The sequence below is a fragment of the Xanthobacter nonsaccharivorans genome, assembly GCF_043194755.2.
GTDB lineage: Bacteria > Pseudomonadota > Alphaproteobacteria > Rhizobiales > Xanthobacteraceae > Xanthobacter > Xanthobacter autotrophicus_G.
The window spans coordinates 2,004,051-2,021,760 of sequence record NZ_CM195526.1; the positions used below are offsets into that span (position 1 = coordinate 2,004,051).

Here is a 17,710-nt window from a genome sequence, read left to right on the forward strand (position 1 = left end):
CGGGGCCGGGTGCGGCATCCCGGACGCGAAAACTGCGTCTTTCGACTTCACAAGCCGCCGAGTGGTTGCTATATGGCCCCCCTCGGTCGCGAGACCCATGGTCCCTGATAGCTCAGTTGGTAGAGCGTTCGACTGTTAATCGAATGGTCGCAGGTTCGAGTCCTGCTCAGGGAGCCAATTCGGAACGAAACTGCGAACGCCGTGCGCCGCAGTTTCCACTCCATAGTTTCCTCCAGACGCCACAAGCGTCTGGAGGAGCCTTGGCTTCGATCCCCTGATCCGAATTTCGTCGGCTCCGACCTCCACCCGCTGAACTAGCGCCTGGAGATGATGGCGCCGGAAACCGCCCTCTCGATCCCTGATCTTCTTACGAGCCTCGATCCCGAACCGACGCAGCAGCTCCGGCGTCACTCGATTGTCGTCGCCCTCTCCCCTGTTTTCGGCCCGGTCCGCATCGGCCCGCGCCGAATCACGGATCCGCTTCAACTCGACAATCCGTCCCTTGAGGTTGGAATCGTCCATTTCAGCGAGACCATTCTCAATGGCCTCGTACAGCCGAGTCAGTTTGGCTTCAGCGTCCGCAGCCTGCTTCCTCAGTTCGGCAATGCGACCCTTCAGGCGTTCAGCGTGCTCCTCCTTACGCTTAAGCAGACCAGCGAGCAGCTCCTCAAGCCGCTCGGGTGCAAGCAGTCGCTTCTCCAGATGCGACACAACCATTGTGTCCAGTTCGTCCATCGGGATCGTGCGGCCGCGGCACGCCGTCTTCCCCTGCCGTGCCGTCGTGCAGCAGGTGTAGTAGCGGTATTGGTCCCCCTTGCCGGAGGTGCGGAGCGTCATGGCTCCCCCGCAATCGGCACAGAAGCACACGCCGCCCAGGAGCGTCCCGGCCGTTACGAACCGCGGGGCCTTCAGTTGCGGGCTGCGCGATCGCATCACCGCCTGGACCTCGGCGAACTCCTCCTCGTCGATGATCGGCTCGACCACCACATCGACGATCTCGTCTTCCGACTTCTGCTCTCCCTTGCGCTTGCCCGAGACGTTGAAGCGATGGTGGCCGATGTAGGTCTCCCGCGTCAGGATCTGGTGGACCGCCCCGACGCCCCAGCGCCCGCCGGTCTGCGTCCGGATACCGCGCGTGTTCAGATAGTCGGCGATCTGGCGGGACCCCATTGGACCGTCGTCGGCGCCGACCCGTGCAAGGCGGAACATGAGCCGGACCGTCTCGACCTGGGCCGGATCGGGCTCGATCTTCTTCTTGGTCCTCGCGCCCCGCTGCTCGGCCGCCACGATCCTGTAGCCGAAGGGCGGCCGCGAGCCATTCCAATAGCCCTGGCGGGCATTCTCGCGCATGGCCCGGAGCGTGTGCTTGGCATTCTCTTTCGACTGGTATTCATCGAACAATGCCATGATCTGACGCATCATCACGCTCATCGGATCATCGCCGAGATCCTGCGTGATGGACGTGAGGCGGATACCGTTCTTCGCCAGTCGCCGGACATAGAATTCGAGCTGAAACTGATCGCGAAAGAAGCGCGAGAAGGAATGCACGATGATGAAGTCGAACGGCGCGGGCTTTTGTGCTCCGGCGTCCATCATCCGCTGAAACTCAGGTCGCCGGTCGTCTGTCGCCGACGCACCCGGCTCGACAAACTCGGCGACGACGGCGATGCCTTTCGCTTGGCAATAGGCTTGAAGTTGACGGCGCTGGTCTGGAATCGAAAGATCGTGTTCGGCCTGCCGGCCGGTCGAAACACGCAGATAGAGAGCGGCACGCCCCGGCGAAGCCAAGGCAGGGGTCGCTTTGGCGTTCATGCGGGACCTCCCTTCACAAATTCAGTTTTTCGAGCCCAGCAGCTCGTCGAGGAGCGGACCGAAATGGACTTCGAAAAGGTCCAGCTCGGCCTCAGTGACCGGCACGTGATCGGGCCAGTCATCAGAGATTTTGAGGCTCGCCTGGTGCTCGCCCCCGTTCCGAGCGCGTGACCGCGGCTCCGGCAGCGCCGACCGGATTGGGCGGACGTAGTCGTAAAGGTCGGCGTCGCCCTGCGACGCTGGGAATTGAACGACGTTGGCAGACATGCTGTCATTGTCGCATCTAACCCCACAACATTGAACAGTTTCAGTTGGTTACGCGATAAACATGCAGTGAAATATCGGCCGCTCCCGGTCGCGATAGGCTCCGCTGGCGAACCCTGGCGCGTCGTGGCGAAGCGCAAATACCTACAATCGGCGGCTGGGTGATGCGGTCGCGTGCGGTGTTCGACGGCATCAGCCATCATCGCTTCCTTCCCGGAACGAGCCCTTGCTCCAGGCCATCTTGCCGTCCGACCTGTAACTGGATATATTACTGGTAATATCGCGGAGGTCAATCATGAGCGACACGTCTCAGAGGCGCGCCATCAAGAACTACCGGAACCGCTTGGTTGAACGCGGCATGGCGCGCTTCGAGGTTCTCGGGCGCGATTCCGATCGGGAGCTAATTCGCTCGTTTGCGAAGCGCTTGGCCGAGAACGGCCCGGAGGCCGAGCGCTTGCGCGCTGCCGTCAGCCAAGGCATCGCCGGTCAGCCGCCGCGAAAGGGTGGCATCCTCGAAGCCCTCCGACGCTCGCCTCTGGTTGGCGCCGATGCCGTGCCAGCCCGCCCCTATGAGCCAGGTCGCAAGGTTGACCTGTGAGCCGGTATCTTCTCGACACCATCATTATCAGCAACGTCACCAAGACCGCCCCCTCGGACTCGCTGCTGGCGTGGATGGCCGAACAGGTCGACGAAGACCTTTTCATCGCCTCGCTCACCATCGCCGAGATTCGGCGCGGCGTGCTGGAGAAGCCTGCCGGCCGCAAGCGCGATCAGCTCGAAGCGTGGTTCGCAGGGCCGGAAGGCCCATCAGCGCTCTTCGCCGGGCGCGTTCTCCCCTTCGACGAGAAGGCAGGTCTCGTTTGGGCGAGACTAATGGCCGATGGGACAGCCGCTGGCCACCCGCGCAGCGCCTTGGACATGATCATCGCCGCCGTTGCGGAATCTAACGGCTGCACGATCGTCACCGACAATGAGAAGCATTTTGCAGGGATCAGCACGATCAACCCGCTGCGGGGCGGCTCATAGCGACAAAATTTCGGTCACCGACATACCCCCGTCAGCTCCGATATTTCCGCCCAAGATTGAAAGATTCAGGTGAGCCTATGACGCAGGACATACCCTCTGAAGTTCTTAACGGGATTCGACGCGCCGCCAAAACGGACTGGCCCGGCGATCAAGAAATGCAGCAGCATGTCATCGACAGCGAGAGCGAGGCTTACCATGCCTTGCAGGCGCTAGACTTCGGTGAAGCGCTACCGTTCAAACAAGCCATTCTGGATGAGGCCTCGCAATACAACGAGACTTGGGAAGATCGTTTCAACGCCGTCCAGAGTGAGGTCGAGGCCTTTGCCGAACTCGCCTCCTTGTCCCCTGACGACGTGCCTGCCGACCTGCTCGCGGGGATTAAGCAAAGGGCCGCCGCCGAGCACGACTGGTATTCCGCCCAGTTGGAGGAGGTGCAGAAGGGCATCGAAGGCTATCGGTATGTTCAACGGACCCGCGCCAAGGTCGGCCCGATCCGTGACATCCTGGTGCGCATGGAGAGCATCATCGGCTCGGAGTGCTATAACGCCAACATCCAGAACTATAGCGCCTGGGGCGTGTGGGAGGGCGAAGGCCGATCCTTCCGCTATCCCGTCACCTACATCCGCGATGGCCAGGAAGAAAAGCGAAAGGCCCGAGTCGATGATCTGCTGCCAGAGGCGCTGATCACCGGCCACTACAAATTTGGTGCGAATGAACTGAGCATCTATCGTGCTCTGGTCCGCATCGTCGACATGCTCGAAGCCGACTACGGTCTGAAGATTGCGCGCGCTGGAGAGGGATGTTGAGGCTCGCTTCCAGGCCGCTGGGCCTAACGACGATCGCATTCGGCGCCGCAATCATGCTGCTGACCACATCGCCGGCGCGTGCCGACCCATGCGAGGGACGCCTACCGTCGCGCCCCGGACAGCAGTTCAGCGGCCTGGTGCGCTACGTCGGCGACGGCGACGGATTTTGCGTGGGTAACTCTGCGGACCCCAACACTTGGATCGAGGTTCGGCTGGCGGACTTTAACGCGCCTGAGCTTCACTCTCCGGAAGGCGGTCGAGCAAAGAGGCTACTTGAGCGGGTCGCGTTCGGTCGCAACACGCGATGCGAGGCCCGTCGTGGGCGTGGCGGACGCGTCATCTCCCATGACCGAGTCATCGCGGTGTGTCGTGTGGACGGGCGGAGTGTTGGGGATATACTAAGAGAACTTAACGCGCCAGAGGGCGGGAACTGATGCCCGTGACATAATCGACCGTCGGCAATTGCAACCGGACTTGCGGTTCAGCATTTTCCCACGAGACGCTATTCCTTTGCCCTCAAATATGTGACTTCAAATGCTTTCACCTGACGATAAGCTTGCAGCCGATTGGCGAGGTTAAACGCGTCATTCATTTCGAACTTCTGAAAGATGTCGAGACCTCGATCGAGGCTGATCTTCCAGCCCGCATCGCTGACGATATGACGCGCATGGATCGTGTTCGTCCCGTCAAACTCCCAGGAGAAATCGATCCCGGCGGCCGTGCTGGCATTTTCGACAGCAACAAGATTAGCCTGCTGCTTCTCAGGATATGATTCATCGAGACAGGTGATGAGCCGTACCGCGACCTCATCTTCTGGCGCCTTGCGTATGGCGATCATCTCGATGAACTCCATCAGATTGCGCACCTGATGGAACATGCGGATATAGGGATCAGTGATGACAATTTTCGTGGCCCCGTCGATCCAGGGCCAGAACAGATCGGCAAACGTGACTCCCTTCTGGTTCTCACTGAAGACTTTGTGCCCCTCGCGCCGGCCAACGGGCTCAGCCATTGATCCAACTGCGCGCCGCGTAGCGGGTGAACCGGGCGCGCTGCCGATATCCTTTGCTTTCTCCGAAGTCGGATCCTCGTGGCCCGTGGCGCGCTTGTGGTAGTATTGCGGATATTCTGACTCTTCGAGCGTCTTTACCTCGATCTTGCGCCCATCTTGCGCCGTGAACGAGAAGTCCGTTTCCGGATATGTGCTGTCGATCCGAAGAAGCTGATCCTTGACCCGCTTCCGCCCTTCCACGGCGAGGTGCAAAATCTCTTCTACTTCGGCCTCGGTCGCGTTGTCCGCCGGAAAGAGCAGCTTCATCATACCCGAGAAGGTTTTGTTTACCCCGTCGCGGTCACGAGTCGAAATATCCGATGAGAGCGTGAACAGCCCCTGGTAGCGGTTGGAATAGTCGTCATTGCGCATGTGCCGAAGGATTTCGGCGAGATAATCGACGACGAAACCATATCCCGACGCGAACATCTCCCCGCGGATGACATCAATCTCCCAGCCTGGAACATAAGTGTGAAGTCGATCGATGAAGGCCGAGTCGTAATATTTCTCAGGCAGCTCTTCGAACAAGTCGGTGTGCTTCAGCATGTAGGGAACATTGTGCTTGGTGTTCCCGACAAAGACCATCGACGCCTCGGCACCAAGCGTCTCCACACCGCGCGAGAAACTCTTGTTGGCCATGTAGTTTTTCATGATGTCGACAAGCGCCTTGTCGACGCGCTTCTGCCGGCCGGCGAACTCGTCGAAGGCCACGACATCCCAGTAGCCGACGAGTCCGATCTTGCCCGAGCTGTTGTTGACGAACAGCTTGGGCACCGTCACTTCGCCACCGGAAATCAGGATGCCGTGCGGCGAAAACTCCGAGAAGATGTGCGACTTGCCTGTCCCCTTCGGCCCTAGCTCGATCAGATTGTAGTTTCGCTCAACGAAGGGCACGAGGCGCATCAGCTGCAGGAGCTTGCTGCGCCGCCCAAACATTTCGGGGTCGAACCCGACCGTCTGGAACAACAGGTCGATCCATTCCTCGGTCGTGAAGCCGGCGCGCGCCTCGAGAAAAGCATCGTAGTCGAACTTGGAGAGCTGGATCGGTTTGATGCTGCTCAAGATCCAGGGCTCGACGTTCTTGTCCTCGCTGTGCTCGTACTCCACATCGGCAATGCACCAGACTCCGCTCACGAGCAGCTTGGGATGAGCCTTCACCGTGTCGGAATCGATGGTGACCTTCTTTATACCGAGATTGGCAAAGGTCGCCTCATACGCGTCCTTGTCGGTGTTGAGGTCGACACTGATCTTGTCGATTACCTTCCATCGCCCCTTTTCCCGGATGTTCGACCGGATCAGGCCTGCCTCGTTGCGATGCACATAGTGCTTGCGCAGGATCTCCTTGACCGTCTCGATACCCGACTGAATCGAAGCCTCGTCATTGGTGGCGCAATATTGGCCGAGCAGGAATTCCAGCACATACGAAGGGACGATGGCGTTGCCCTTCACCGCTTTGACCAGGTCCTTGCGCACCACGAGGCCTGGGAAGCGTTCATTGATCTTATCGTCCAGCGCGGTCATCGCTCCCCCCCTCAAAAATCGAAGTCGTTCGAGAAGCTGCGGCGGAGCGTGTAGCGAGCCGTGCGGTATTCCCTGAAGTGGGATGTATCGCCGTGCCGTTCCTCCAGCTTCAGGATGACCTCCTGGCCGTTGAATGCATCCGCCTGGCGTAGCAGCAGGAAACGAACCGCGACTTCGCGCTCGCGAGCGTTCTCGGATCGGAAATCGAAGACCAGTTCATGGCTGTCGGAGATCAACTCGCCCGATAGTGCGTAAATGCCGGCTCTCAGCGTGCGGGCCTGGGTTTTCTCCGTGACGGCGGCGACCTGATAGAAGCGAACCGAGATTTGGCTCGACGTGATCAACTGGTTGGTGCTTCCGATGATCTCGACTTCGACCGCCGAAGTGTCGCTCTGACGCTTCTTGTTGATTTTGACGACCGGGACGACGATTTCCTGAAGGGTCGCGCCGCCATGCACGAACCGACTCCCCGAGCCCTGGCGGCGCAACCGGTTAATCGACTTGGGTATCAGCATTTCCACCGAACCTTCGAGGCTCGCCTGCTCCGGCGTGAAGCGCCGCAGACCGCGATTACCCTTCAGGCCGCGCCCCAGGATGAACCTCCGGTCGCGGAAAAGGATCGTGTCACCCTCTACTTGAGCCGAAGAGAAGTCGCTCTCCTCGATCGGCCGGTGCTGGTAGATGAAACCGTGATCGGACGTTACGATCAGATTGTTGGCGTTGGCGCCGTTGAGTTTTTTGACCACTCTGACGATCTCCTCGATCGTATCCTCGGCAGCCTCGAAGACGCGATCCTCAGACACTTGCTTGTCGCCGATCGCATCGATCAGATTGTGGTAGACATAGACGACGTCGTGATCTCGGACGAGCGCGCGGGCCTGATCCTTGTCCATGCCCATCAGGTCCTCGGCCTTCACAGCCGTCGTCCTATCGCCGGCCCGCCCGGTCGCCAGGATCTTCCTGCGGTTCTCTAGACCTTGTGAACTCTGACCGTTCACCAGGACCGTGCCGCTATCGTTGTCGGCAATCTGCAGATCCCCATTGGGCAGCAGCGACGCCATTCCGAGCTGGGTGTAGCTCGGCAGGCTCCCGAACATCGGCTCGATCCCCGCCTCGTATCGGTCAAGGCTGCGAATGCGGCCTAACAGCTCCTCGGCGACTTCGTAGCGAAGCGCGTCGGAAATGATGACGCAGATCTTCTGATCGCGGCGGCGGAACTCACCCACATGGTCCCGGTAGAAGCTCCGCTGCGCAGGAACTGGCGGCGCCGACCATGACTCCGCCGCGTCCACATGCGTCTGCCAAGCGTCGTTCAGACGCAATAGGTAGCTATTGACGTAGTGATTTTCGACCTGCTCGAACAGCTCGCGCATCAGCGTCGCCTGCCCGGATCCCTGCATGCGCCAGATGAATTTCCGATAGAGCTGGTCGATCCGAAACCAGCTCTTCGCATAGCGCTCGACTCCTTCCGCGAGGCTGGTTATGCCGAGTGTCACCTGCGCCATCGCCTGCTGAAACTCGGCGGCAAAGCCGATCGCCTCGTACAGATCGCGATAGGAATCGTACCAATGGCTCTGCCGGCGCTGGCGGATCCAGTTCAAGACATCGGCCTGCGCCACGGTCTGGCTGCCGACCTCGTGGACCAGCGCACGGATGATCGCGCGATCGACCTCCTCAAAATAGTCCACTTCGATCAGGGCTCGGAAGTCACGTTTGGCGAGATCCTGCGCTACACCCAACGCGTCGGCATACTCAGCCGATAACGTCGCGAAGGCCTCCTCGGCGTTCCGATTGTTCTTCCAGCGACGGAAGAACCCTAAAGCCTCGGGAGTCAGGATCGCTTCGCCCCCGACCGCGTTCTGATAGCAGGACTTGAACAGCGTGATCGCGAAATCGCCGATGCTCGGCTTGTCGGCGCGGTAGCCGAAGATCCGCAACATCTGATCCCAGAGGAACTCGCTGAGGCCGACACGGCCAATCAGCCGCAAGCTGTCGTCCTTGCCCACGGTTAGCTCTCCCAACAGCGCCTCGACGACAGTGTCGAAGTCACCGTCAGCCCCGGCGCATACCCCAAGCATCCTCAGACGCAGCTTGGGCTTGGTATCGTCTCCACGAATAATGGCTTTTAGCTTCTCCAACCGACGGTTGGACCGAAAGAACTCCTGGTGCTCGCGTGCAAGATTCTCGAAGCTGATCGGCAATCCCAGGTCCGCCAGCCAGATCGCGACCTGATCGGTCTTGAACACCCCATGCGCCAGCTCGACGTCGAGCAGCCAGTTGTCGACGTCATCCGGCCGCGGCCCCTCTCGATAGAGCAGAAAGCGCCGCTTCGGCTCTTCCCGCAGGATGCGGTGCTTCACCGCGAACTCGGTGTTCGCCACCTCGATCTTCTCGACGCCATCGAGCGCCAACCCTTCGAACGCCTTGCGAAATTCGTGCGCCGGATCGTACCAGAAGACGATCCGGTGCTTGTCGAATTGAGCATCGAGCCCCTTGGCGATTCGGTCCTGCATACTCAGTCGTCCGACTCGTTGAGGCCCTTGATGGGCTTCAGGGCCGCACCGAGCTTCGGATAATTGGCCTTCACGCCGTCATCGAGGTCGATCTCGATCTTCTGCGTCGCCAATGGGAACAGGACATCGCGCTCCCAGGCATCGATTTCCTCGATCTGTCTTGCTGTCGCCTCGATCTCCTTCAGAGCTTTGGTCTTCTGCGCGGGCGAAGTGTCCCCACTGATGCTGAGCGCTTCCTGCGCTCGGCGATAAGCCTCGAGCTTGGACCGAAACTCCCGCAGATAGTCGTTTAGCACCACGCTCACCGTGTCGGAGCGGTAGCGGTGCATATAGATCAGCGCGTTGAACGTGCCCTTCGGGCTCGAGAACAGCCAGTAAATGGGTCGCTTCTTATATCGCTTCACATGATCGTTGAAGAAGTCGCGGGTTAAGTACTTCCGAATGTCCTTGCCGAGCGCCCCTTCGACAAAGGCGAGGTTCTCCTGGAAAAACTCTTCCCCAAAAGTGACGCGCAGGAAGCGCCGAAAACGCGCGGCGATGTCGTCGACGAACCACTCGCCATCGAGCACCGGGATCACATTGTCGGCGTCTGGCTCGAAGGTCGGGTTCGGGATTTTGGCGCGATAGTCCTCCCGCCCTTGGCCCTGATTGGCGAGGACGAGGCCGGACGCATCGAGACTGTAGCGGCCGAACATGCAGCCCACAGCATAGGAAACGAACTCGCGCATCGTGTCGGCGAGCAGCAACGCCTCCAACTCGGGGGCGGCCTTCTGACCGCCATAACGGTAGGCAGGATTGCAGGTAAGCGTAATCTCCTCCAGCGGCACTTCAGGCGTCAGCTCATCCTGCAAACCATAGGCGTCGATGAAGATGCGGTTATTCTCTTCCTCCAGACGCTGCATCTCCTCTGCCATGCCACGCCAATGCGCGCGCAGGCGAGCGTAGGTGCTTTCCAGCGTCCCAGACCGATCATCGGGGGACAAGAGAGGCAGTCTTGCGAAATCCCAAGACGTCTCGTAGGCGTCCCAATCGCCCCGAGCAATGGCAGTTGCTGCGTCAGCAATTTCTGTCACTGAATAAAACTCCCCGTAGTTCTGCATCACAGGGAGCAGTTTCATCGAGCCAGGACCAAAATCCTTAGGAGCAACAACCCTCAGAAAAGGAGGGGTGGTTTTCGAATGCAGGTATGCCATTGCGAATTTTGCATCCGCATCGACATCCGCAAAGAACATTGAATTCTTTTGGTCAAATATATGACCATATCCAACGGATCTCAGCGAGAGCTTGGCTGATATATTGTTGTAGGCCAATCCCGATCGAAAGTAGTACTGCTGGTTGCGAACCGTTGCGCTATTATGGGACTTAATCTGTTCCCCATTATTACTCCAGTCTAGCACAAACTCGTGATTACCATACCACTTACGAAACTCACTACCTTTTACGTATGGAACCCACTTGCTGCTTCGCGGTTCTACCTCCGAGTTCGGACGTCTAGCGAAGTCAATTTCATTGAAGCTGACCTCGCTCCACGAGCGAATGAAGCGAGGATTGTCTCCGGTTTGCAACCCTGTGAACGCCTCTGCGATCTCTCTTAGCGGAATTCCGTTCTTGAATGCGGACCTTGTATGTTCTGATATGAAATAGGCAAATACGTTCCGCGGCAGATCATCAAATTCAGCGGAGTCAACGTAATACCTCCCCTCTCCGGCCAAAAACGCCGCCTCTTTGGATCCGGAGTTTGGCTGCCGTGTTAAATCAACAAAAGTACCGACGATCTTATCTTGCCCCCTATCCCTCAACACGAAAGCCGCAACCTGGACGACTTCTCCCTTTATTTCGTCGAATGCATGTGGCCCGAGGTGAATCAGACATTCAATTTCGAACCTAGATAGCACCTGCCCTCTAAATCCAGTGTAGTCATCCCCGAACATCCAACTGTCCATCGAAATCATGGACACAAACCCAGACGCCGTTTTGAGCGCCAAGCATCTTTCAATAAATGTGGCAAAGAAATCTCCAGAACTCTCCTTATACTTCTCCACAACATATCGCTGAAGAGAGGGGTTCATGTTCTTTCTGCCCATGTACGGCGGGTTAGCTATCACAACATGGTACTTGGGACTCAGATAGCCGGCCATGCGTAGCGCAACCTGCACGCGCTCGTGGACATCGCGTAGGAACAGGTTGTTCTCGAACTGCTTCTCGGCGATCACCCGAACTAGCTTGTCCGCATCCTTGAGGTTGGGGACGATCAGCGAGCCGAAGTTCTTCGCTTGTTCGAACTGACCGAGCGTCTCGCGTAGGTCCGTAGTGAAGAGCTCGCGCCCTATCTCCTTCACATAGTCAGCTAGCTCGTCGTCCTTTAGACTGACGTTCTCCAGAACACAGATGTTGGGCTGCACGCCGTCCTTGCCAGATCGCCGCAGGAACCGCTTGCGACGCGCAGCCGCCTTCATTGTCAGGGCGAACGCCGCCAGCGCCCCGGCGCGTTCGTCTATCTCGATGCCGTAGAGATTGTTAGCCAGGATCAGGCCCGGGATCTCGACCGAGTCATAGCCTTCTTCCTCGTAGATCGCGTGAAGGAGGTCGAAGGCATAGGTCAGCATGTGCCCCGATCCGCAGGCGGGATCGCAGACCTTGATTTCCTCCGGCGACGAGAGGCGGAGGAAGTCCGTCTCCGGCTCTACCGGCGCTATGTAGTAGTCCATCCGCTCCCTTAGCCTGGAGTTGGGCCGGTTGAGCATCCAGAGCCGCCCAAGCGAATTCTCGACCAGGTAACGCACGATCCAATGGGGCGTGAACAACTGCGTGGCGGCCGGAATATTCTCGGCCGAGATTTTCACGCTCTTCTTGAGCCCCGCGAAGACCTCATCCTTCTTCTCGGATATGTAGAACTGATAGAGCCACCCGATAACCTCAACATCCTGGCAGACATCGGGCGTCATCGCCTCGCGCGTGTAGGCGAGGATCGAGGCGTTCGACAGCAGGTCCTCAGGCAAGAGCAGCTCGGTGAAGTCGTCGATCCGCTCGAACAGGAACGGCATCACCTTGTGCCAATCGTTGCAGATGGCGACGAGCAGCAGCCGATAGGCTTCTGCCTGCGCGTCTGGGCTGGGCGTGCGGCCATCCAGCAAGGCGCGGATTTGGCCACGCACCTTCTCGGGCACGCGATCCTCGTCGATATTACCGGCCTTGGCCTCGGCTAGGATTTCGGGCTGGAACTGGCCAACCAGGGGTGAGACGACGCGAACCGGATTGAAATCGTTCACGTCCATGAAGCGCAAAGCGGAGAAGCGGTTGAACCAGATGTAGGCGACCCGCTCGATCACCTGGCTCTTGCCGTCCCGACCAATGGCCGCTTCGAGCTTCTTCATCGCCTCCGGATGCTCGCGCCGGGCCGCGGCCCCTTCCGCGAGAACGGAGTCCAGCTTGGCACCGACCTGTCCGATCAAGGTGCGACGCGCGAACTGCGCGAACTTCTTGAGCTTCGAGGTATCCATCAAACCGCCGCCCCTTCACTGATCCGCCGGATTGATTGATCACCAAACCGCTTCTTCCATTGCTCAACGTTCAAAATGATGCAGCTTGCCGCGCAATCGCGCGCCCAATCGGCGTGCCGTATGGGGATCGACTTTCTTAGCTCATCCTGCTTTGTCAGCAGCAGGGCTGCGTCCAGCTTCTTCATTGAAAGCAGCACAACATAGACCACGCTCAAGTCGTGCTTTCCTTGGATGGAGCGGAAGAAAAGCGTGTCTCGGAACTTGCCGGACAGGCTTTGTACCAGCTTGCCAGAATTCAGCTTTCCTTCAAAAGCCGGCACATTCTGCGCGACGGGATTGTCAGGATCTTTTATTTCAACAAAGACGTGACGATCTTCATACTCCGCGATGAAGTCGACGCGCTGAATGGTGCTGTTGACGTGATAATCGTTATCGTCGAAATGAATGACTGCCTTTGCCTCTGGAAAGGCAATTTCCAGATCAAACTCTTGCACCGTTATCATAGCGCAACGCCCTCCAACGAGCGCTCGATTTCAGCGTCGTACAACTCACTGAAAGTCTTCGCTATTCCTGTGTTCACCAGCTGCGCGTAATCGTCAGTGGAGTGAACGGACATCCCCTCACTACCTTCTTCTCTAACAAGTACATGGAACCGAACATGGTCCTCTTTGCCCTTTTCCATGAGCAAATCGAACCACTTCAGAAGGACATAGTCGTGGGTGGCGAGGACGATCTGCTGGCCGTTGCGCGATAGCTCCAGGAGAACCTGAACGAGCTTCTTCATCAGTCTCGGATTCAGGTTCGCCTCTGGCTCGTCCCACAGGAGAACGCCGGTGGTGCCGGGGTTGATCGAGCCGTTGCAGAGCAATCTGTGCAGCACGCCGATTTTTCTGTATCCCTCAGCGGTCATGCTGCTCGAGAGCGATTGCCCGCCTTTCGGGACGAACCGGACGACGGTGGAATCCTGATATGCCTGGGCCGTCGTTGACTTCGACCGGGCCGGGTCGGCTTTCTCCTCGTAGCTCCCCGACTCGAAACGGAAGGCCCCGTCGCTCGCCCAGCGATAGCGCCCGCCGACCAGGCCGACCAATTCACGGACAATGCTCGAAAGCCTGGGATCCTCGTTGAGGCTCGAAGCCTCGTCCTCGAAGCCGGGGCGGACGAGGAGTTCCGCGAGGTCGATGTAGGTGTCGTCGAAAATCATCTCGACGGTTGCGCGATCATGCTCTGGGTGGCGCATGCCACGGACGAGCGACAGGATCTCCTTGGTCGGAATGAACACCGGCCGCGCTTCATGCCCGTCCGGCTCGGCATCCTTCTCGATCCGAGCGACCTTGGAATTGCTGGCGAATGAGATTGCCACGCTAGTGTCATCGCTGCGCTTCAGGCTCAGCCGGGTCGGCGCTTTCGAACCGTTGGCTCGCAATGCGCCGATCTTGTTCTCCTCAGGTGAGAACAGGCGCAAGAACTTCTTCGATATGTCTGTTTCCTGCTCCTTTCTGGAACGCTCTTCGTTCGATGAAGGCTGGTCAGCGATCGCAAGGGCGTAGATCGCTTTCAGGAGATGTGTTTTCCCGGTCCCGTTCGAACCTATGATTACGTTTACGCGCGGGGAGAGCGAGACTTCCAAATTCCCGAACGCCGTGAAGCTCTGAATCTCGACGCTAGCGATCATCACACAGTGACCCGCTTGCCCGCGCGGATCTCCGCAACCAACGTCTCGCGCAGGGTGTCCAGATAAGCATCGACATCCCGCTCATCGGCGAGATACGCCTTGGCATACGTGACGCGCAGCGCGCTGGCAGCCACGTACTCGGGTTGGGCGGGCGGCGGCGGCGAGCTTACGGCATCCCTGAAACCCTGCCGTTCAGCCTCTCCATCACCCTTCTGTGCGGCTGGCGGAGGAGGAGGCGCCGTTACGCGACCGAGCAGCGCCGGATAGACGGATGACCTGAATCCGCTCACACGCTCGCGGATCACCGCGATCAGCTTGCTGTTGGCGACTGTCTCCAGAATGCCTGTAAAGGTAGCCTCGACATCTCGGCGATCGAAATCCGTGAGGGAGGCGAATTCGGGGAGCGCCCGTAACTTCTCTCGAAGCTCTTCCACGTTGGAAAGCGCCGTCTTGCGCTCTGTCGCGATCCAGGTATCGACGTCGGCTTTCAGAGCATCGAGCGTGCCCTTTATCTGCTGGATGGTATTGCCCTTGAAGCAGTTCGGATCGTCTAGAACCACCTGGATAGCGTTGGCCGTCTCGTCGCCGCCATAGCCGAAATTGGCACTCTGGTCGGACAAATAGGCCCGCGCCTCGTCATAGATCGCTTTCTGTGCTCCACCCATGAAGCGACGGATCGGGTCGAGAATGCTTTCCTTCAGATCAAGCAGCCGATCCTCATGGCGGCCAAGTTCCAGTAGATACCAGGCGTAGGGCTTGCTCGTGACCTCGCGCACCGCCTCCTGAACGCTGCCCAGCGCGGCAAGAAACGGATAACGTGACGACTGTGCTTCCAGAACCGCGAGCTCATTCTTGAGCGCACCAAAGGCCTCGGCCGTTTCAATCCCGAGCGCCTTGCCCTCGGAGCCGGCCGGCTGCGCGTCGAAAAACTCGCGATAGAACTCCTTGAGCTTGCGCGTCTGCGCTGGCGTGAACTCCACCTGCAGTTCGAGCACGATATTGCCCAGGGCATGGGCGTTTTGGAGGCTCCGTTGCAGAGCCTCGCCCTCCAATGGGCTTCCGTCCGAACGTGCCTCGATCTTGCCGCGGCCAAGTAGGCTGGCCGTGGTGCAGAGGATCGCGGTGTAGGACCAGCCGTAAGGCTTGCGCTCAAACCGTTCAACGACGGCCTTGACCGTCGTCCGGATGCCGTTGCGGGCGTTTGCCTGTGCGTAGTTGAGTATCTCCTGCTCGGCCTCCGTCAGATTGGCCGCGCCCTCACCGAACATGCCGTCATTACCATGCGTGAGAAACTTGCCGATCTCGTTCTCGGAGTAAGCTACGCCACGCAGCATGCCGAGATTGACATGGACCTTGTCTACGAGGGTCTGAAACGCACGTTCGATTCTGGCCTGCGGATCCTCCGACCGAACCTCGATCTCCTCCCCCCGCACGAAAAGTCGGGCCTCGCCCACCAACGAGCGGGCCTTGAGCGTTAGATCACGCTGCCGGCCGCTGTTTTGTTCGCCCTTCTCACGGATGATGCGTTCGATGGCCGGTTGCTGCGTCACTGCGCGGGCCTGTCGGACATATTTGTCCGTCCGCTTAAACATCATCAGGTCGCTCACGAAGCGGCTGTCGGCGGTCAGGACGATGGCAAGCTCGTCCCTCGACATCGTGCGCATCGCGATCGCCTCGGCGTTTCCGCTCTGCTCGTGGAATGGCGTGATGACATTGATCGCAAGCTCGTAGTCGCGCCCGAGCAGCCGGTCATCGAGATAGCGCGCGAAAGAATAATCCTGAGATGACGCCTCGTGCCGCAGCTTCCGGCTCTTGATGACCCCGTCGAAGATCAGGGTCTCCAGCTCCTTGGCGATCTCGGCCGTATCGACCTCGATCGCCTTGATCTCCTGTTCGACGTCCTTCTCCTCATCGGTCAGGAACTCGAACAGCTCGCCATTTCGCTGGATATAGGTGTTCTGCTCGAGCAGGCTGAGCGCCTCATCGACACGCCGCTTGTGCTTCGCCAAGTCCGTGTCGAACCTGTCGAGCATCAGGATAGCGACGTTTCGGGCCGTCGGCTTAAACGCCTTGACATATTTGATCAGGAACAGGGCTTTCAGGATCCGCGTGGCGAACTCGTCGCCGAGATTCTTCTCGGCAATCAGGATCGACTGCTGGACGTTCGATTTGAGCGCTGTGCGGATGCCCTCGAACATCTGGGCGAAGGTCGCGAAACCGCCGAGCGGAATATCGGCGAGCCTGACCGCGACCTCCTGGAAGACGCCCAGCATAGAACGCTCTCCGACCGAACTGTGCTTGCCCTCGAAAGCGTTGTGTTGGGACAGGTTCTGGATCGCCAACTGAAACAGCGGATACTGGTACGGGATGAATGGATAGCTGTGAATGAAATGATCGCGGTCCCGGAAGTTCTCGAGCCGGATTGAGCCATCCGAAAAGTCGAACAGGGTCTTCAGATTGTTCGACTCGCGGTGGTAGAGAGCGGACAGCGCCTCGATGCCGGCGTCGGTCTTCTTGAGCAGGCGCTTCTGAATCACTTCAGCGACATCGGCGCTGTTGAGCGGCATCCTATTCGCAAAGCGCGCCTGAATCTTGGAGAAGTCATTCTCCTGCCGCTTGTCCATGTCGCCGATGACGGAGCCCATGTCCTGCTGCGCCGTTACGATGATCCAGGCCCGGCCGCGGCACTTGGTGTTCAGGCTTTCCGCGATCGTCTGCAGGTTCGTCATGAGCTTGATGTTATCGGCAATATACTGGCCGACTTCGTCGACGAAAAAGTTGAGCCGGAAGCCCGGCTTCTGCGCGTCGATATAGGCCTTCACCTTGTCGGCGAAATCCTCGATCGATGACCGGAAATCCTGACGATACCGCGTCAGGATGCCCTGTCCCTCGGATAGATCAGCGCCAGTGGCCTGCGCATAGGCTTTGGCCACGTTCGCATTCTCCAACAGAGCCTGTTCGCGCCCGCGGTCCCAGGGCTTACCGGCGATGGGCTGGTATGCCGCCTTGAACGTGTCGAGCAGGCCGCGGCTGTCCAGATCACGTTCGAACTGAGCAATGTGAGGCTGCTTGCCGTAGTAGCCGCACATTTCGTCGAAGACTTTGTGGAACACAGAAAGTAAGGCGTCGATCTGCTCCTTCGAGATCACATCGGCCTTCTGATCGATGTTGAACAGAATGCTCTTGGACGGGATCGAAACGGCCTTCCGCAGATCGGCTGCGAGAATCTCATTGTGAGCGCACTTCTGCTTGAAAAGCTCATAGGCTGGGCTTCCGCCCACGTCCCGGTTCTCCAGAAGGAGCGCCAGCATTTTTAGTAGGTGTGACTTGCCCGACCCGAAGAAGCCGGAGATCCAGACGCCGTTGGCCGTCCCATAATTGTTGTAGGCATCGAGGAACCTTTCGAACTGACGCTCGATCTCGTTGGTGATGACATACTCCTCGAGTTCGACCCGAAGGCTGGCCTCGTCATCCGCCTTGATGACCCCCTCGATCGCGCGATCGACAGGTTTCTCAAAAATGTCGCGAAGTTTGGTCATGCC

At 58.8% G+C, this 17,710-nt stretch carries 10 protein-coding genes and 1 tRNA gene; 4 read left to right on the forward strand and 7 right to left on the reverse strand.

Going from position 1 to position 17,710, the window contains the following annotated elements; translation table 11 throughout:
- Positions 1-101 precede the first annotated feature (101 nt).
- Positions 102-177: transfer RNA gene (locus V5F59_RS09120), tRNA-Asn, on the forward strand.
- On the opposite strand, the gene V5F59_RS09125 is transcribed toward V5F59_RS09120, so the two are convergent.
- Positions 136-1,812 carry a recombinase family protein gene (locus tag V5F59_RS09125; protein ID WP_393981779.1) on the reverse strand — a complete coding sequence of 559 codons (1,677 nt, stop codon included), beginning with the start codon at positions 1,810-1,812 and terminating at the stop codon, positions 136-138. The two genes, V5F59_RS09120 and V5F59_RS09125, sit on opposite strands and share 42 nt — an antisense overlap.
- A 559-nt stretch (positions 1,813-2,371) precedes the next feature.
- Here V5F59_RS09125 and V5F59_RS09130 point away from each other — a divergent pair.
- The 3 genes from V5F59_RS09130 (at position 2,372) to V5F59_RS09140 (ending at position 3,908) form a co-directional block, all read left to right on the forward strand.
- Positions 2,372-2,674 (forward strand): hypothetical protein, encoded by a 303-nt coding sequence (locus V5F59_RS09130; protein ID WP_393981596.1) that lies wholly within the window; start codon positions 2,372-2,374, stop codon positions 2,672-2,674.
- Positions 2,671-3,102: a type II toxin-antitoxin system VapC family toxin gene (locus V5F59_RS09135; protein ID WP_393981594.1), complete on the forward strand. Its 432-nt coding sequence runs from the start codon at positions 2,671-2,673 to the stop codon at positions 3,100-3,102. The genes V5F59_RS09130 and V5F59_RS09135 overlap by 4 nt, the downstream gene beginning before the upstream one ends.
- 77 nt (positions 3,103-3,179) lie before the next feature.
- The gene (locus V5F59_RS09140; RefSeq protein ID WP_393981592.1) at positions 3,180-3,908 is read left to right on the forward strand and encodes a hypothetical protein; all 729 of its coding nucleotides are present in this window, start codon (positions 3,180-3,182) and stop codon (positions 3,906-3,908) included.
- Positions 3,909-4,410: 502 nt separating this feature from the next.
- On the opposite strand, the gene brxL is transcribed toward V5F59_RS09140, so the two are convergent.
- From brxL to brxC, 6 genes are read right to left on the reverse strand one after another with little or no spacing between them, the layout of a single operon-like run.
- Positions 4,411-6,480 carry a BREX system Lon protease-like protein BrxL gene (gene brxL, locus V5F59_RS09145; RefSeq protein WP_393981590.1) on the reverse strand — a complete coding sequence of 690 codons (2,070 nt, stop codon included), beginning with the start codon at positions 6,478-6,480 and terminating at the stop codon, positions 4,411-4,413.
- A gap of 11 nt (positions 6,481-6,491) precedes the next feature.
- Positions 6,492-8,993 (reverse strand): BREX-1 system phosphatase PglZ type A, encoded by a 2,502-nt coding sequence (gene pglZ / locus V5F59_RS09150; RefSeq protein WP_393981588.1) that lies wholly within the window; start codon positions 8,991-8,993, stop codon positions 6,492-6,494.
- Between the two features lie 2 nt (positions 8,994-8,995).
- A complete protein-coding gene (gene pglX, locus V5F59_RS09155; RefSeq protein WP_393981586.1) occupies positions 8,996-12,493 on the reverse strand; it encodes a BREX-1 system adenine-specific DNA-methyltransferase PglX in 3,498 nt (1,165 codons plus the stop codon).
- Entirely contained in the window at positions 12,493-12,996 is a 504-nt protein-coding gene (locus V5F59_RS09160; RefSeq protein ID WP_393981584.1) for a hypothetical protein, read from the reverse strand. The genes pglX and V5F59_RS09160 overlap by 1 nt, the downstream gene beginning before the upstream one ends.
- A complete protein-coding gene (locus V5F59_RS09165) occupies positions 12,993-14,168 on the reverse strand; it encodes an AAA family ATPase (RefSeq protein ID WP_393981582.1) in 1,176 nt (391 codons plus the stop codon). Before V5F59_RS09165 ends, V5F59_RS09160 begins: the two co-directional genes overlap by 4 nt.
- Positions 14,168-17,707, reverse strand: coding sequence for a BREX system P-loop protein BrxC (gene brxC, locus V5F59_RS09170; protein WP_393981580.1), 3,540 nt, complete (start codon positions 17,705-17,707; stop codon positions 14,168-14,170). Before brxC ends, V5F59_RS09165 begins: the two co-directional genes overlap by 1 nt.
- Positions 17,708-17,710: the final 3 nt, after the last annotated feature.

What these genes read in the sequence shown, in the direction of transcription:
- V5F59_RS09125 (WP_393981779.1), bottom strand. Translation starts at nt 1,812, where the DNA reads ATGAACGCCAAAGCGACCCCTGCCTTGGCTTCGCCGGGGCGTGCCGCT.
- V5F59_RS09130 (WP_393981596.1), top strand. Translation starts at nt 2,372, where the DNA reads ATGAGCGACACGTCTCAGAGGCGCGCCATCAAGAACTACCGGAACCGC.
- V5F59_RS09140 (WP_393981592.1), top strand. Translation starts at nt 3,180, where the DNA reads ATGACGCAGGACATACCCTCTGAAGTTCTTAACGGGATTCGACGCGCC.
- brxL (WP_393981590.1), bottom strand. Translation starts at nt 6,480, where the DNA reads ATGACCGCGCTGGACGATAAGATCAATGAACGCTTCCCAGGCCTCGTG.
- pglZ (WP_393981588.1), bottom strand. Translation starts at nt 8,993, where the DNA reads ATGCAGGACCGAATCGCCAAGGGGCTCGATGCTCAATTCGACAAGCAC.
- pglX (WP_393981586.1), bottom strand. Translation starts at nt 12,493, where the DNA reads ATGGATACCTCGAAGCTCAAGAAGTTCGCGCAGTTCGCGCGTCGCACC.
- V5F59_RS09160 (WP_393981584.1), bottom strand. Translation starts at nt 12,996, where the DNA reads ATGATAACGGTGCAAGAGTTTGATCTGGAAATTGCCTTTCCAGAGGCA.
- V5F59_RS09165 (WP_393981582.1), bottom strand. Translation starts at nt 14,168, where the DNA reads ATGATCGCTAGCGTCGAGATTCAGAGCTTCACGGCGTTCGGGAATTTG.
- brxC (WP_393981580.1), bottom strand. Translation starts at nt 17,707, where the DNA reads ATGACCAAACTTCGCGACATTTTTGAGAAACCTGTCGATCGCGCGATC.